Origin of the sequence: Nostoc sphaeroides (assembly GCF_003443655.1) — a bacterium.
GTDB lineage: Bacteria > Cyanobacteriota > Cyanobacteriia > Cyanobacteriales > Nostocaceae > Nostoc > Nostoc sphaeroides.
Genome location: NZ_CP031941.1, coordinates 4,766,969 through 4,782,603 on the forward strand (window position 1 = coordinate 4,766,969; position 15,635 = coordinate 4,782,603).

The following is a 15,635-nucleotide window of genomic DNA, read 5'->3' on the forward strand; positions in this document are numbered from 1 at the left end:
CCTGGGAGTGCGACATCTCCATCCTTGGATTACTGTTTTTAGACTGCCGTTCAGTTTTTGCCGGTGCCTCCAATCAGGAAAGAGAGATGTTTCGGTTTAATAATGGCATCCCCACCAGGAATGATGGTTGAGGGATATCCATAAAAATTTTTTAAATAAAAGATTTTTATAGGAACCCCTGACGCCGAACTGCGCCTGAGCGCTACCAGGTTGCCATTTTGTAGTTTCTTGTTTTGGTGATTCTGAGCCTTCCACAACACAATCGATTACATCTTGTTCTGGGAATCTTGCCTCGCCCCTCTTAAATTATTAGAGAGCCGAATGCCTTTTACACCCATTTACTATTTTGGCACTAACCTCAACGTTCAATAGAGGGTGTTATGAAAGCCCAACTTCGGCTTTCGCACTATTTCTCTGGTGATGACGTCACAAAGTTGTTCCAATTAAATTTGGTTTTGGGTATTGTTGCTGGCTAGACGATGCAACAAGCTTTGGTACAGTGTTTCTGGCACTGATGCATGTAGCGATCGCCCTAGTCGATTTTTTTTTTGAGCTGCTTGTAGGCAACTCGTTTCGGGACAAATATAGGCAGAACGCCCCATGCCCTGATCTAATTGTACCTTTCCCGATGGAAAGACGCGGACAATCCGCCAAAACTCATCTTTTGAGCCTACTTTCCGGCAACTAATACAGCGCCGATAATTTGGTTTCATCGTTTCTAGGTGATCTCAGTCCAGCATTGTAGATGTAAAAAGAAGTTTATTATTACTATTTTTTACTCATACCAAGTAGCTTTTGAGAAAATAATCCTTGAGACTGAGACTACAATATACATTATCAAAACTTTACAAAATTAATCAATTATTCATCATCGTCATTGTCAAAAGTATCTTCCTCTTCTGATCCGTCCTGATTTTCATCCTCGAATTCTTCCTCATATTCAAGATCGTCTTCCTCTGATTCCTCTGATTGATATTTTGTTCTTACAGCCAGAAATTTGGCATCTTCTCCGGCATAGTCATATTTAGCTTTGTCTTTGATGTCTATTTTCCAACCAGTCAGACGGGCTGCTAAACGGACATTTTGTCCTTCTTTGCCTATGGCCAAACTCAATTGGTCTTCAGCTACTAGTACGTGAGTTTGCCGGGATTCTGGATCCATTAGGCGGACTTCATCTACCCGCGCTGGACTTAAGGCATTGGCAATATATGTTGCTGGGTCTGGCGACCAGCGAATTACATCTATTTTTTCACCGCGTAATTCGTTGACTACCACTTGAATTCGCGATCCCCTGGCTCCGATACAAGCGCCTACTGGGTCTACATCGCGATCGAGGGTATCTACTGCTATTTTAGTCCGGGGGCCGACATAACGAGAAGGGGGGTTTGCCTCTCTCGCTACGGCAACAATCCGTACCACTTCATCTTCGATTTCTGGAACTTCGTTTGCAAACAGATAAACTACCAAACCAGCATCAGCGCGAGACACAAGCAACTGTGGCCCTCGTTGCTGACCTTGGGAGACTTTTTTAAGATATACCTTGAAGGTGGCATTTGCCCGATAATTATCGTTGGGTAGCTGTTCCCGCTTTGGTAATTCGGCTTCTACTTCTGGCTGACCAAAGCCACTGCTAACAGCCAGAACCACAGATTGTCGCTCAAACCGCAGGACTCTTGCTTGCAGGACAGTTCCTTCTAAATCTTGGAACTCTTCTTGCACCATTTGGCGCTGTTGATCCCGTAATTTTTGCGCCAATACCTGCTTAGTTTGCATCGCCGCCATCCGACCAAACTCTCCTTGGTCGGGGGTCACATCCAGCACCACAGAGTCTCCTAACTGCGCTTCGGGAGCGACTTGTTGAACTTCATCTAGGGAAATTTGGTGGTCTGTGTTATTGACTGCTTCAACAATGGTTTTGGTGGAAAGAACGCGAAATCCTTCTCCTTCAATATCGAGTTCTACTTCAAAATTTTCAAAATAATCTTCTTCAAACTGTTTACGTTCTAAATTTTGGGCGCGACGATAACGTTCGTAGCCTTTGAGTAGTGCTTCTCTAATAGCTGATTGAACTGCAAGACGGGGTAAATTCCGCTCGCGGCTTATACTTTCAATTAATTCTTTTAATCCAGGTAAAGTAACCATTGACATAAGCAATCTCCTTTAAAAATTAGGGACTGGGGACTGGGCATGGGGCATTGGGCATTGGGCATGGGGCACTTGTACTGAGCGAAATCGAAGTATTGGGCATGGCGCATTGGTGCAAAGGGGAAAAACTTGCAGCAACTTCCCCTCTGCTCCTCTTCTCCTCTGCTCCTCTGCTCTTCCAATCCGTAGTCCCTAGTCCCTAGTCCCTAGCCTTTAGTCACTCGTTTATCGGCGCTCGTCTAGCTGCACCTTAGTAATTAGGGAGCGGGGAATTTCGACTACACGACCTTTTTGGTTTAAGTAAAGTGCTGTCTCATCCCGGCGAATCAACTGACCAGTCCACTCTGGTTGTCCGTCGTAGGGGGGCGTTGTGGAGATGATGACAGGAAATCCTTTAAAGGAAATAAACTCCCTGTCTGTTACCAGTTGCCGTGAAATCCCAGGACTAGACACTTCTAAGACGTATGCATCTGGAACGATTTGGGCAGTATCTAAAGAGGCTTCTAAAGCACGGCTCATCCTCTCACAATCATTTAACCCGGTGTCTTGCTCAGGATTGCGAATGTCTACCCGCAAAACTGGTGGACTTTGGTTAGTGTGAAAAACCACGCCAACCACTTCCAATCCCAGTTCTTCTGCTACTGGTGTCGCCAAATCAATAATTTGTGGAATTAAAGGATGAGCCATGAGAAAATTCAATAAAAAAAGTGGGCACTGACCCACTTCCTGCGATAGGTATATCTTCCAAGAAGTCTTGTGACGAACCAATTATGATTCGCCTAATTCGTAGTTTAGCGCATTTCTTTTATAGTCGTGCATTGGGCATCCCTTCGGCTTACCTCGGCTTCTCTACGAGACGCACTCGCGTTCGCTCGGCACAAGTCGCTCAGGGCAAGTGGGCATTGGGCATTGGACAATAATTAATAGTTTTTTCTCCCCCTGCTTCCCCTGCTCCCTCATCTTTTCACTATTGCTGGAACTGATACTTGTGTTCGTAACTGTCTGGTTTGCTCGATAATTTGGTCTATGTCTTCTTGGGACAAACGCTGGACGTAGTTGATTTTGATTTCCTCTAAGAAGTCAAAAAGTAAACTCTGAATTTCTGAGAGTACGTGTTTTTCCTTTATTTGAGATCCTAAGACTTTGCTAAAGGTTTCTACTAGTTGACTGGTGAGTTTTGCGCCCACAGGGTCTTCAACAGCACTAACTAACGTTTTATAAAGATTAGTTGTGATTTGAGTTGCCAGTTGTTCGCTTAACTGGGTTTGAGCTTGTCCCACGCCAGGGAGGTTCTGGAGGTTGCGATAGACGGGGACTTGATGGAAGACGGTTTCGATGTTGTGACGCAAAATGGCTACGATCGCAGGTTGGATTTCGGGTAGCACTTGGTAGACTATTGTCTTTACTAAAAGACCTGCGATCGCTTCCACTTCATTTACATTATTAATATCTATGTAGGGACGTAAATTTTCTTGTTGCAGTAGCCAGCGCGTTAACTCACCCTTCTGAATTGAACCCTGAACCTGATTAATTACTCTCACCACTACAACTTCTGTGAGTTCTTCGGCAAAGTTGGCGACAATCCCCTGATGAATTTGCTTTCGCACTGGATGCAAATTCAACAACTGCGCTTGATCGAGGCGGACTACTACAGGTAAAATTCGCAGCCACCGCCAAAATGGCAGTAGTAAAAATAGGTCGTACCAACGCCACAATAATGCTTCAAACCAGCTTAAACCAGGATGTCGGCGTCTAATTAAGAAAGTGCGTCCCAGCAATTCTACGCCAAATAAAATCACAAAGGGGAAGTCAATAATCCAGAAATTATCAACAAATTCGCCATTTTCACCAATTTGGCGGAAGTAGTTAGAGGCAATTAAAGGGCGAATGCTCTCGTTAAAAAAATTAATTTGTTGTTCCCAGCCATTTTGTGATAAGTAAGGCTGACTCCAAAAAGTGGCAAAGGACTGTTTTGCAGATTCATTACCGATGTGCGATCGCATCCGCTTTTTGATTTTTTCCAGAGTCCCACTCTTATTCACTCCCGCAAACGGGTTACTGTCAATCATCTCGCTGCTAAGACGACTTATTTGTATTAGCCTGCTATTTACTTGAGAAGACTCTAACCCTGTTTGCTTGACTTGTTCTTCTAATGCGTCTACTGTTTCTAGATAACTTTTTGTGTCTCGATGGGGTTCAATACCTTTTACTGGGTCATAAATCTGGATAATTTGCGGAAGTTTTCGCAAGTAGAAATCTCGCCAAGGTACGTAACTTAAATCAAACAAAATCAAGCATAAATTTACGGTGGCAGTAATTGCCATTATTCTTTCAAACCAAAGATTACGCTGCTTAGAAGATTTTATATTTTTCATTTCTTGTCATTTATTATACATTTATGTGAAGTTTGGAATATAAGCTATTTCATTTATCGAAACAGAATTCAGGAGTCAGTCGCCAGAATACAAGAAGGGTATTTTGAACGAAGGTCAAAACCCGCTCCGTTCGCGCAGCATCTCCGATTGCCCTGGCTCTAGCTTGACACAGGTGACAGATGTATGCACTACTGTAAGGGAACTCCAAAAAATAAATTATTCCACATTCAAGTCGTTGAGTGTTGACTGTTGAGTGTTGACTGTTGACTGTTGAGTGTTGACTGTTGACTGTTGACTGTTGAGTGTTGACTGTTGAGTGTTGACTGTTGAGTGTTGACTGTTGAGTGTTGACTGTTGACTGTTGAGTGTTGACTGAAAACTCGTGAACCGTCAACGGTCAACAGTCAACAATAGCAATGGAATATTTTTTTACTTGGAAGTCCCTAATTTAGTGTTCAAGGGGTGGATTTGATTCAATTCAAATGACGCTGTATCTCTGCTAATACAAGATACTTCTTTTGATGGATGACACCAATTAGTTTTTGTAAAACAAGTTAAATTTGACAAAATAAATCACAAATTATTCAGAAAACATTAAAAAATCGCAAAAAAAGTTATTAAACGAACTTAAAATGCAGCTGTTAACATTTATAATCCTGCTGATTTAACTCAAAGGAGTTTTAAGTATGTGGTGTGGGTTTGGAAAATCAAGCGCGAACTTTGCTGTTACTTGCCTGATAACTGCTAGCGTCGTAATTGCAGACACAGGCTTCGCAGCCCCTCAACGTAGCTATACCCCCCAGCAATTCCGTGCTGTGTTGCGAGGGTTAGGCTATAACGTCAAGGTAACAAATGGTGCTTTGACGGATGAGGAAACTAAAAAGGCAATTCGTGAATTTCAGACGGGTTATAAGCTAAAACCAGTTGATGGGATAGCAGGGCCAAAAACCCAAGGTTTTGCTGCTAACATCATTCAAATTCTGCACACAAATTTGAATGCAGTAGTAAAGCCAAATCCTCCTCTCGCGCGCGATCACTTTTATGGTTCCCGCACGGAAGCAGTGGTGAAGGAGTATCAGAAGAAATATCAGTTGCAAGAAACTGGAATTGCTAATTTAGCACTCCGCCAAAAGCTGAATGAAGAAGCAAAGACAGTCTTCACTCAGCCAACGGCTAAACCAACACCTACACCGACGGCTAAACCGACAGCTAAACCAACAGCTACCCCAACAGCTACCCCAACAGCTACCCCAACAGCTACCCCAACAGCTACCCCAACAGCTACACCAACAGCTACCCCAACAGCTACACCAACGGCTACCCCAACAGCTACACCAACGGCTACACCAACGGCTACACCAACGCCTACACCAACAACTACACCCTAATCGCCACCAAAAACTCCTACCCCAAAACCTCTTAATTCATTTGATTTGGTTCTTCTAAGGGTCTGCCCTTGGGTATAGGTAGAATTGGACGAGGGTCATTGTAAGGCATAGGAATGTACTGGACGCTGGGTCGGCCTCCTTGCGACTGTGGGTACAAATCCATGAGATCATAAATAGAATGGGGCAGTCCGACAGTTACGGGCAGCCCCATTTCTGTTGCTTCTTCTATAGTGATGGGATAGTCGTGGGTGACGCGCCCGGTTGTCAAGGCTTCGATAATCGATTCGATATTTTCTGGCAGAACTTTTTGTTTAGGTATACTATCTTTTAGCAGAGTCCGTACAAACCTCTGTACCTGCTGCATTGCTTTGCGTGAGATATCGGCCATTATTAGAGTTTGGTCATCAATCTCACTGATGGGTTTATCTTCGACTACTTTTAGGATACTTGCTGCTGGGTAGTTACCCAATTGGGGATCAACTGGCCCTAAGACAGCATTAGCATCCATAATAATTTCATCAGAGGCGATCGCCAGCATTGTACCGCCACTCATGGCATAGTGGGGTACAAAGACTGTAACTTTTGCTTGGTGGCGAATTAAGGCTCTGGCGATTTGTTCTGTAGCTAAAACCAAACCACCAGGAGTATGCAAAATTAAGTCAATCGGCACATCTGGGGGTGTGAGGCGAATTGCTCGCAATATTTGTTCTGAGTCTTCGATAGTAATGTAGCGAGATATGGGAATTCCCAGGAAACTAATGGACTCTTGACGGTGAATGAGCAAAATTACCCGACTTTTGCGTTCCTGCTGAAATTGCTGTAAAGCACGCAAGCGGCGATATTCTATTTGACGTTTTTGCCAAAGGGGTTGCAAAGAAGTCAGAAGCAGAAAAATCCAGAATAAATCACCAATACCAAAGCCCATAAATATTAATTCTTGTTCAAAAATAACGGTTGTCGTCATTATTGTCACAAATTTGGGGCGATCGCATTTCTATCTGTAGGTTTAAAAGTCATTAACCACACTCAGCAAAAATCTTATTATAAAACTTAATATTATTAATAGTTGAGAAGTTTATTACACTTTTTGTAGAGAAAAAAGAGAGTTAAGTAGTATAGCTAGATGCAAAAATTGAAATTTAAAGAGCTTTAATCAACTCGTTCTATTGAACAGGAGTAAATATGGAAGTTGAACCCAACGACGGTTTTGGTACTGCCACTTTCACAGGGGTAGGCTTGGGATTTGTACAGGGTTTTCCAGAGCCTGGATTTGATTTCTATGCTTCTTACGGGAACTATATTGGTTCTGGAGACAACGACTACCACTACTTGTATGCTCAAAGGGGAAATACAATTTCCATTAACACCTCTGGTAGAGGCTCCTACGCTGATGATGTGGACACGACCATAACACTCTTTAATCAGTACTACACACAAGTAGGCTTTGATAACAATAGTGGTAGCGGCCTTAACAGCTCATTGACATACAAGGCTCCACTAAGTGGCTACTACTACTTTAATGTAGCGGGATATTTGGGTGATACAGGGAATTATGATATTACCGTCAATTTAACGCCCAATTTGACGACGTAAATTAGACGTGTTAACACTTAGAGTATGTCTGAATAAAAGCCTCTATTGCTACTTTCTTAAGGGCGAGAAACTGGTCTGCATCAACGAGAAATCGTTTTTACAGACCCTCACTTCGACTACTTGAGTGCTTTAGCTGGATATATTTTTGACTTTTCAGACATCCTCTAAGAGGGAATGCTACGCGCTCATAGCCTCAAGGTTTGCTAACTAGGGCATGGTTAGGACAAATCTGCTATAAATCAATACAGTTCAGTTAAGCACTTCCTGCTTCTCTTTGCGTCCTTCTCTAACGAGACGCTACGCGATGATTGGTGTCAACTTAACGTGAAAGCCATGTCTCGCAAGGAACTGAAGTTCCAAGAATAATAGCGAAAGTCATCTGAAGATGACTAAATATAGCCAAAAATCTTTAGTCTACTTCAGTAGACTTTAGCTAAAAGCCAAAGAACTTTAGTTCAAGGCGGGTGAGGAAGCTTTCAGATAAGCTATTTGTAACTTAAGTTGACACGTATGCTACGCGATGGCGTCCTTGGCGGTACCCTGCGGGAAGCCGTTCGCGTAGCGTCTCGTAGAGAAGCGTCTACGTCAAAAAAATTGACTTTGACAAAGAGTTTTAGCCTTAACCCAAGCGTATTGTGCTATGGATAGCTAGTTGTGACAGACGCTCTCTTAGATTGTCAATGTCCTAAGCTGTCTGACCACTGCTATATTGATTATCCCCGTCGCCAAATCTTGATAGTATCGTCATCACCACCGCTAACTAGGGTTTGGCCATTGGGACTGAAAGCAACACATCTAACATAACTGGAATGCCCTGTAAGTGTGCTGATTTCTCTACCACTATGTACGTGCCACAGTTTGATAGTGTTGTCCCAACTACCACTAGCGAGAAATTGCCCATCATGGCTAAAAGCGACTGACCAAACTGAATCAGAATGACCAATGAGAGTACGAATTTCTCTGGCTGTATTTACATGCCACAGTTTAATTGTGTTGTCACCACTGCCACTGGCCATAATTTCCCCATCTTTGCTGAAGGCGATACAGTTGACAAAGAAGGAATGGCCTAATAATGTGCAAATATTTTTGCCTGTGTATACTTGCCATAATTTGATGGTGTAATCATTACTGCCACTAGCTACAAGCTGTCTATCTTTGCTATTCGTTGCAGGTGTTCTTGGAGAGTAGGCGACCGACGAAACTGAGTCAGCATGACCTATGAGAGTTTGGGTTTCTATGCCTGTGTGTACTTGCCACAGTTTAATTGTGCAGTCAGCACTACCACTAGCCAAAAATTTGCCATCTGGACTAAAGGCAACGGAATTCACCCAATTAGCATGACCCTGGAGAGTACGAATTTCTTTGCCTGTGTTTACATCCCACAATTTGATGGTGTTATCCCAACTACCGCTAGCTAAGATTCCCCGGTTCTGGTCTGCAACTGGCGCAGATTTGCCAGACTCCCCTTGATAAGAAAGGTTTCCAGAGATTGGGCTAAAGGCGACGGAATGAACCATACTGGAATGACCAGAAGACCAACGACCTAGTTGACGCACTAGCTTGCCAGTACCCAGTTGCCAAAGTTTAATAGTATGGTCATTACTGCCGCTAGCAATCAATTGCCCGTCTGAGCTAATGGCGATCGCATGAACCATACTAGAATGACCTTTGAGGGTCTGTACACATTGCCACTTCTGTTGATCTAATACAAGTGGAGGTGGTTTAAGTCTAGGCGTTATCACCAAGGTAGATGATATTGGTGCTATCTTATCGTCAGTATCAGGGCCCAATAAATCTAACCACTCCTGCACAGACTGGGGACGATAGGTTGACTCCAAATCCATGCCGCAAATAATAGCCTGATTTACCCTGTCGCTGATCTTAGGATTAAAATATTGTGGTGGTTCTAAATTAATATTGTGACGTCTATCATCTGCACTTGTGGGTATAACTGCGGTAAGCAAATTATACAAAGTAGCAGCTAAGGCGTAGATATCAATATATTCTCCTCGTGGCGCTTCTGATTCATACTGCTCAGGTGGGGCAAAACCAGGAGTACGATATACTGTATGCCTTTGAATCATATTGGGAATAAATTCTCTAGCGATACCAAAATCTATCAGCACTGCTTCTGATTTATCAATGCGGATCATAATATTACGTGGTTTAAGATCCCGATGCAGCAGCCCTTTAGAGTGAATTAGCGTCAAAGCGTCGCCAATTTGCCGGATGTACAGTAGCGCTTCTGCTTCTGATAGTACCCCCATCCGTCTCACGCGCTGTCCTAAGTCTTCGCCTTCGATGTAATCCATCACCATGCAGGGCAAATTTCCCTCATCAAAGATGGTTTCTATTTGTACTATATGAGGATGATGACACACAGCCAACCGGACTGCTTCATCCCGGAAGTCTTGCCGTAACTTGTTTCGGTGGAGTATCCAGGCCGGGTGATTCAGGATTTCTTCTTTGAGAGTTTTAATCACTCGCAGTTGATTCCGTTGATTTCTGGCAAGATAAGTAATGCCAATTCCGCCTTCGCCTAGTTGGCTTTCAATAATGTACCGTCCACCGAATAAAGACTTTCCTGCATTCCACACCATTAGTAATATTTGACAATTCCTGGTATTTATTTTGGCACGGTATTCAGTTCAGTCAACACGAATTTTTGGAAATTCAATTTTGTTTTGCTGTTGTAGCTTTTTGAATTACTTACTTAGAGAACATTTTCATTAACCTCAATAATTACTAATATAGAGTTGGGTATACCCTAATATTTTTAGCTAAACTATACCTTTACACCAAAATTCTATTTGATTATTCATGCTAAAGTAAACGATGACTTTAGCCATATTTTGTCATAATAATTTGACTCGTAGGTAATGTAAAATTATGCTAAAGAATCTAAACTTGAAACAAAAGTTTACAATTCTGCTACTGGTAATTCTGACATTCGGTTTGAGCTTGAGTGGATTTGCTCTTTCTTCTCTGCTTAGAGAGAATGCTAAACAAGATATTAGCTCAACAGGTCTTATGCTCATGCAAACCATGAGTTCTATTCGTAAATACACTAATACTCAAGTTAATCCAGAGCTAGCTGATAAATTGGAAACTGAGTTTTTGCCGCAAAGTGTGCCTGCATACTCAGCACGGGAGGTATTTGAGATTTTACGGAAAACACCAGAGTACCGTGATTTCTTTTACAAAGAAGCAACTCTCAATCCGACAAATCTTCGGGATAAGGCTGACGGTTTTGAGACGGAAATTGTAGAAAGGTTCAGAAATAAATCAGACCTGAAAGAAGTGAGTGGATTTCGCTCAATTCCTGGTGGCGATATCTTTTATATTGCTCGTCCGCTACCAATTACTGAACAAAGTTGTTTGAAGTGCCATAGTGTACCCGAAGCTGCACCTCCAAGTATGATTAATCTTTATGGTACAGCTAATGGATTTGGGTGGAAGCTGAATGAAATTGTTGGCGCTCAGATTATTACAGTACCAGCAAATAACGTTATCAATAAAGCCCATCAGTCTTCCTTAGTAATTATCCTAATTGTATCAACTATTTTTATAGCTACTATCCTGTTAGTAAACTTTTTCTTGAATCGACAAGTTGTTATGCCTCTCAAACGCATGACTCGCATCGCCGAAGAAGTTAGTACTGGACACATGGATGTTGAATTCGAGCAGATGTCTAATGATGAAATCGGTAATTTAGCTAAAGCCTTTAAACGGATGCAGTTAAGTTTAGAAATGGCAATGAAAAGAATCAAACGCACTCAGGGAAGTATAGGGGACTAAAATAATTCGTAATTCGTAATTCGTAATTCGTAATGACGCTCGTTCCGACGGTGCGCTATCGGTAATGCTTCTCTAAGAGACAGTACGCGAAGCTAACATAATTTGTAATTCAGTTGTGGAACAGATATTTAGACTCAGCCACAAAACTGGCTGCGCTTAGTTGCTATGCAACTTAAACTTTGAGAATTAGTTAAAAATTAAAAATTATCTCTAAATGAACGGTGGTCTAAATATTTATAAGAATAAGCTTTTTTTGAATTCCAAAGCTGCTTGAAAGTCAGGAATTTCCCTGGCTATGAGTTCAATAAATTGGTCGGGTGAAATGTAAGGATTTTCAGCTAAGATTTCTTCCATAACTAGATTTGCCATTGGCCCGATGTGGTAAGCTAACTCTTGCTGACAATGTTTAAGAAATGATCGTTGGAGCGAAGGTTGGTGTTCTTTAATTCGCCCATTTTGCGGAATAGTCGGTGAAGTAGGTGAACTAAAAATTGTTTCCCCAGCTTGGTTGTATGACGGCGATATTGGCGACATAGCCTGAAATTCAGGATTAAATACGGTGGGGGGCAAATCATCCAGCATGATTGCAGGAGACATTACCACTTCTGGTTCTCTAATCCGCTCTAAATCAATAAGAACTTCCCTAGCTGTTTGGTATCGCTTGTTAGGTCTATCTGCCAACATTTGATCGAGTACTTGAGCGAACCCATCAGTAACATAGGTATAATAACGCCAGTTCCACTCTAAGGAATATTGATCCATTAGTAAAGATGGATCTCTACCTGTAAGTAGTACAATAGCTGTTACCCCCAAAGCATAAAGGTCACTAGAGGGGGAACATAAACCCAAGCTAATCTGTTCGCGGGGAGCATACCCCACTTTGCCGACAAGGGACATTTTGCCAACAAAAGTCACCTGGTGGTTAGAACTTCTCCCTTCATTCATGTCAGCAATTTGCTTGCCTACACCGAAATCAATCAGCACTGGCAGATCCTTGCCATCAGGTAACATTATGTTATCAGGCGAAATATCTCGATGAATGATGTTGTGCTGGTGAATATATTCCAAAACAGGCAGCAGATTCTTTAGCCACTCTATAACTTCTTCTTGGGAAAAGTTTCTTCCTTGACGTTGAAGTTCTCCCAGCAGCCTAGAATATGTTTTACCGTCAACATACTCTTGTACTAGGAATAACCGACCATCTCCTTCAAAGCAAGCCAAAAATTTGGGAATTTGAGGATGTTGCAATTGATGAAGAATTTTTGCCTCTCTTTTAAATAAGTTGCGATATTGTTCCAGTCCACTCTCCCCTGTGCCAATGGGTGCAAATTCCTTGAGAACACAAGCTTCATTAAACCGACGAGTGTCAAAGGCCAAGTAAGTTCGCCCCAATCCTCCCTGTCCCAGAAGTTTTTGAATAATATAGCGGTTATCGATTAGAGTTCCAGCAGCTATTTCTGGTCTTGTGGTGTGGGACTGTGACATCTCATCGCACTCCTTGCGATTTTATTATTGATAAATTATTCAGTTTGCTGAAAGTCAGAAACTCTAGCTGATATTGGCTTATAACATCCCTAAATTAGCATCACTGTCAAGACAAAGAAATAGACTCTTCTACAATCTATTGACGGTCTTGTGTGACCAAATAGACAATTTTTACCTGAGTAGTTCGCTCATACTACTCACACTTACGTATTTTAGCAGCCGGAATATAACCAGTGTCTGCGGTAATCTCTGCGACTGGTGTGGGCATCGCTTTTTAGATTCGCAGATGAACCACATTTTACCTCTAGTAACTCAATTGGCACTGAGCTTTGGAACACTAAATAAGGATATAGCGTGATATCATAGTTTCTCAGAAAAACTGAGGTTGCTATAGACTTCCCGAAAAAATTATTATACAGCAGATTGCGCTCTAATCGAATACACGTAGAGACGAAGAAAAGCTACGTCTCTACAAGGTTTTGGGTTTTATATATGTACTTCATTTACCTGAAATCTGCTGTATGTATTTCAAGTGATGAATATGCGTTAGCGCAGCTCGTCGTAGACATCGCTCTCAAAAATTAATCTTTCTGAGAGCTAATATCGTTAAGAGATAGCTGTTTCGGCATCGGCTATCAAAGTTTTCATTACAAGTGATTCTCAACAGCAGAAAATTATGCTGCGTATCAGAAAAGACTCGTGAAGCTACAATAATTCATCTAGTTCATCAGGATTCACGCCTAATTGACGCAAACGTTCTGCTAATTGTTCTGCTTTTCGTTTAGCTTGAGCAGCTTCTTGTCTAGCTTCTGTAGCTTCTTGTTTAGCTTCTGTAGCTTCTTGTTCAGCAATAATAGCTCGTTCAGTTGCAGCAACAGCTTCCTCTGTGGGTGCGGGAATTAATTCTCCTGTCAAAGTGAACCACCTCAACCACAACCTTTCAATATCTCGAAATGAACCTTGCCATAAGCCTAAACTTAAATCTATCTCTGGCATTAATAGATATCCATTAGTCAAGTTCATCGGTTCATAGTGACCGCCGACTAACTGAAAAGCCCGAAGTTCATTAGTATAGCGACTAAAAACAACATAGTAAGGAATCCGCAAAATTCGCTCATAAACTTCCCATTTACTAGGAGGTTTATCTGCTGCACTTTCTCTTCTTGTGCCTAAATCTTCGTCTTCCGTACCTGGAGATAATAACTCAACAACCACAAAGGGATTTGCTGGTTCTTGCCAAGTTACATAACTTAAGCGTAAATCCTGCCCTTTGTATAATTTTCCTACACCTACGACACCAAACCAATCTGGGCGCTTATACCATAAAGGATGCTGTAAATCATAGTAGAGATTAAGGTCAGCCGCACTGTAAACTAGTTCGGGATTCCAGTTAATGGGCTGAAAAGTTAAATATAAAAGTAAGGGTTGTAAAAAGTGAAAATCGTCTGGCAAGCCTGGTTCCTCTGGGTTGTCACTTGGTAAATCATACATCGTTGGTAGCGTTTCCCAAGGAGGAAGCGGCGGGTCAGATTGAGGGATGTAATGTGGAGAAGAAGTCATAATAAAAATTGGGTTTGATATTTTTCGGCTATTAATTTTATGGCTCTACCGTACTGATTATGCTAAATTCACAGCTTCTAAAAGGGAACAGGGAACGGGGAACAGAAGCGAATAGATGTGTACTGAGTTTTTTCACGCAATCAAACAGGATTCCTATAGAAGTAATAATGTTATTTCACAACTAGCTGCGAAGTGCTAGCGCACCGCTCTGCTAACACCAAATTTTGAGATCGCTTCTGCTACTATTATCTCTAAATGTTTGACTTCCTTGGATCAAATGCTACTGGACTCTAATGGTGAAACTTTCTCAAGGTTGCTAATTAGCGAGATATCACTTATTGAAAGGTATAAAAATTTTTTCTTAATTGCTTATAAATAACTATTACTTTCTAAATTACTTGGGGAATACTGAAATTTAGTACCATTAAGGGCGTATGAAAAATGGCAGATAATAAAGTCAGTGCAAAACTTTCCTCCGCAGATAGGGAAGCCGTGATGCAAGCTATTACTACTATCCGCGAAAAGTTACCGTTCTTGATTGATTTGACAACCGAGGAGCGTAAAGCTTTACCCAAGCTGGGGGATAAGAGTCGGGCGTTTGTGAGTAAGGCGTTGGAAATCGGCACACAAAACCCTGACTTCTTACCTCGTTCTTTTGACTTGAATGAAATGCGCCAAGATATCGAATTATTTGAAGCCCTGTATCCCATTTTGTTGTCGTTGACGCAACTGCAAGAACTGGTGGATGATACTTCTGTGGCTGTTGGTAGCGAAGCTTATGCGGCGGGGTTGATGGTATACAACTATGCGAAAGTCAGTGGTAAAGGCGCGGGTTTAGAGTCAATGATTGATGATTTAGGACGCAGATTTGCCCGGAAAGCTAAAAAAGTGCAACCACAAACTTCATAAGTCGAGAAATTAGGTAATTTCTAGCAATAAAATTACCGTAGGCATTGGTTTCGACTTCGCTCAACCAACAGAGTGATTGAGAGTTGAGCGAAGTCGAAACTCGTCAACATTAGGTATTTTTTCATCAGAATTCACCTTAACTCCAATACCGTTCAGTTAAGCCCAAAAACCTTGGTAAAGACGCGAAATTTCGCGTCTCTACAGGTTTAAAATCAGTACCACAAATCCTTAACTGAACTGTATTGACCTTAACTCAACGCTTCTACCTAAAAACCTAAAACTTTGAGCTTCTGGGCTTGGGTGTTTCTGTTTCAAGTGAAAAACTCCCAGTCAGAAGCTCAATTTTTGCTGTTGTCAGCAAGAACGTTCTTGTTTCAAATAA

The 15,635-nt window shown here is 41.8% G+C and carries 14 protein-coding genes; 5 read left to right on the forward strand and 9 right to left on the reverse strand.

The genetic code is table 11. From position 1 onward, the window contains the following. Positions 1–443: 443 nt before the first annotated feature. From D1367_RS21225 to rimP, 3 genes are all read right to left on the reverse strand, one after another. Entirely contained in the window at positions 444–713 is a 270-nt protein-coding gene (locus tag D1367_RS21225) for a YlxR family protein (protein WP_118168122.1), read from the reverse strand. A 148-nt stretch (positions 714–861) separates the two neighbouring features. After that, positions 862–2,148, reverse strand: coding sequence for a transcription termination factor NusA (gene nusA, locus D1367_RS21230; RefSeq protein WP_181984910.1), 1,287 nt, complete (start codon positions 2,146–2,148; stop codon positions 862–864). 222 nt (positions 2,149–2,370) lie between these two features. Beyond that, a complete protein-coding gene (rimP, locus tag D1367_RS21235; protein ID WP_118168123.1) occupies positions 2,371–2,832 on the reverse strand; it encodes a ribosome maturation factor RimP in 462 nt (153 codons plus the stop codon). Positions 2,833–2,852: 20 nt separating this feature from the next. Here rimP and D1367_RS31080 point away from each other — a divergent pair, with 20 nt between their 5' ends. Beyond that, on the forward strand, positions 2,853–3,065 hold the full coding sequence (locus D1367_RS31080; protein ID WP_181984911.1) for a hypothetical protein: 213 nt from the start codon (positions 2,853–2,855) through the stop codon (positions 3,063–3,065). A 36-nt stretch (positions 3,066–3,101) separates the two neighbouring features. On the opposite strand, the gene D1367_RS21240 is transcribed toward D1367_RS31080, so the two are convergent. Next, positions 3,102–4,520 (reverse strand): hypothetical protein, encoded by a 1,419-nt coding sequence (locus D1367_RS21240; protein WP_118168124.1) that lies wholly within the window; start codon positions 4,518–4,520, stop codon positions 3,102–3,104. Between the two features lie 227 nt (positions 4,521–4,747). Beyond that, the gene (locus tag D1367_RS31865) at positions 4,748–4,921 is read right to left on the reverse strand and encodes a hypothetical protein (RefSeq protein ID WP_220450971.1); all 174 of its coding nucleotides are present in this window, start codon (positions 4,919–4,921) and stop codon (positions 4,748–4,750) included. 285 nt (positions 4,922–5,206) lie between these two features. Between D1367_RS31865 and D1367_RS21245 the strand changes: the two genes are divergently transcribed. Next, positions 5,207–5,908, forward strand: coding sequence for a peptidoglycan-binding domain-containing protein (locus tag D1367_RS21245; RefSeq protein ID WP_118168125.1), 702 nt, complete (start codon positions 5,207–5,209; stop codon positions 5,906–5,908). Between the two features lie 31 nt (positions 5,909–5,939). On the opposite strand, the gene D1367_RS21250 is transcribed toward D1367_RS21245, so the two are convergent. After that, positions 5,940–6,833 carry an SDH family Clp fold serine proteinase gene (locus D1367_RS21250; protein WP_118171608.1) on the reverse strand — a complete coding sequence of 298 codons (894 nt, stop codon included), beginning with the start codon at positions 6,831–6,833 and terminating at the stop codon, positions 5,940–5,942. Positions 6,834–7,090: 257 nt separating this feature from the next. Between D1367_RS21250 and D1367_RS21255 the strand changes: the two genes are divergently transcribed. Continuing rightward, positions 7,091–7,501, forward strand: a complete 411-nt coding sequence (locus D1367_RS21255) for a hypothetical protein (RefSeq protein ID WP_118168126.1) — start codon at positions 7,091–7,093, stop codon at positions 7,499–7,501. A gap of 713 nt (positions 7,502–8,214) precedes the next feature. On the opposite strand, the gene D1367_RS21260 is transcribed toward D1367_RS21255, so the two are convergent. Beyond that, entirely contained in the window at positions 8,215–10,101 is a 1,887-nt protein-coding gene (locus D1367_RS21260) for a serine/threonine-protein kinase (protein WP_118168127.1), read from the reverse strand. Between the two features lie 289 nt (positions 10,102–10,390). Here D1367_RS21260 and D1367_RS21265 point away from each other — a divergent pair, with 289 nt between their 5' ends. Then, complete coding sequence (locus D1367_RS21265) at positions 10,391–11,299, forward strand: c-type heme family protein (protein ID WP_118168128.1); 909 nt, start codon at positions 10,391–10,393, stop codon at positions 11,297–11,299. A gap of 234 nt (positions 11,300–11,533) precedes the next feature. On the opposite strand, the gene D1367_RS21270 is transcribed toward D1367_RS21265, so the two are convergent. Both D1367_RS21270 and D1367_RS21275 read right to left on the reverse strand, forming a co-directional pair. Next, positions 11,534–12,784 (reverse strand): serine/threonine-protein kinase, encoded by a 1,251-nt coding sequence (locus tag D1367_RS21270; RefSeq protein ID WP_118168129.1) that lies wholly within the window; start codon positions 12,782–12,784, stop codon positions 11,534–11,536. A gap of 705 nt (positions 12,785–13,489) precedes the next feature. Continuing rightward, the gene (locus D1367_RS21275; protein ID WP_118168130.1) at positions 13,490–14,344 is read right to left on the reverse strand and encodes a Uma2 family endonuclease; all 855 of its coding nucleotides are present in this window, start codon (positions 14,342–14,344) and stop codon (positions 13,490–13,492) included. A gap of 441 nt (positions 14,345–14,785) precedes the next feature. On the opposite strand from D1367_RS21275, the gene D1367_RS21280 reads away from it, so the two are divergent. Beyond that, positions 14,786–15,253 carry a hypothetical protein gene (locus D1367_RS21280; RefSeq protein WP_118168131.1) on the forward strand — a complete coding sequence of 156 codons (468 nt, stop codon included), beginning with the start codon at positions 14,786–14,788 and terminating at the stop codon, positions 15,251–15,253. Positions 15,254–15,635 lie beyond the last annotated feature (382 nt).

Bases quoted from the DNA above. Each gene is read 5' to 3' on its own strand.
- D1367_RS21225 (WP_118168122.1), bottom strand. From the start codon at position 713: ATGAAACCAAATTATCGGCGCTGTATTAGTTGCCGGAAAGTAGGCTCA.
- nusA (WP_181984910.1), bottom strand. From the start codon at position 2,148: ATGTCAATGGTTACTTTACCTGGATTAAAAGAATTAATTGAAAGTATA.
- rimP (WP_118168123.1), bottom strand. From the start codon at position 2,832: ATGGCTCATCCTTTAATTCCACAAATTATTGATTTGGCGACACCAGTA.
- D1367_RS21240 (WP_118168124.1), bottom strand. From the start codon at position 4,520: ATGAAAAATATAAAATCTTCTAAGCAGCGTAATCTTTGGTTTGAAAGA.
- D1367_RS21245 (WP_118168125.1), top strand. From the start codon at position 5,207: ATGTGGTGTGGGTTTGGAAAATCAAGCGCGAACTTTGCTGTTACTTGC.
- D1367_RS21250 (WP_118171608.1), bottom strand. From the start codon at position 6,833: ATGGGCTTTGGTATTGGTGATTTATTCTGGATTTTTCTGCTTCTGACT.
- D1367_RS21255 (WP_118168126.1), top strand. From the start codon at position 7,091: ATGGAAGTTGAACCCAACGACGGTTTTGGTACTGCCACTTTCACAGGG.
- D1367_RS21260 (WP_118168127.1), bottom strand. From the start codon at position 10,101: ATGGTGTGGAATGCAGGAAAGTCTTTATTCGGTGGACGGTACATTATT.
- D1367_RS21265 (WP_118168128.1), top strand. From the start codon at position 10,391: ATGCTAAAGAATCTAAACTTGAAACAAAAGTTTACAATTCTGCTACTG.
- D1367_RS21270 (WP_118168129.1), bottom strand. From the start codon at position 12,784: ATGTCACAGTCCCACACCACAAGACCAGAAATAGCTGCTGGAACTCTA.
- D1367_RS21275 (WP_118168130.1), bottom strand. From the start codon at position 14,344: ATGACTTCTTCTCCACATTACATCCCTCAATCTGACCCGCCGCTTCCT.
- D1367_RS21280 (WP_118168131.1), top strand. From the start codon at position 14,786: ATGGCAGATAATAAAGTCAGTGCAAAACTTTCCTCCGCAGATAGGGAA.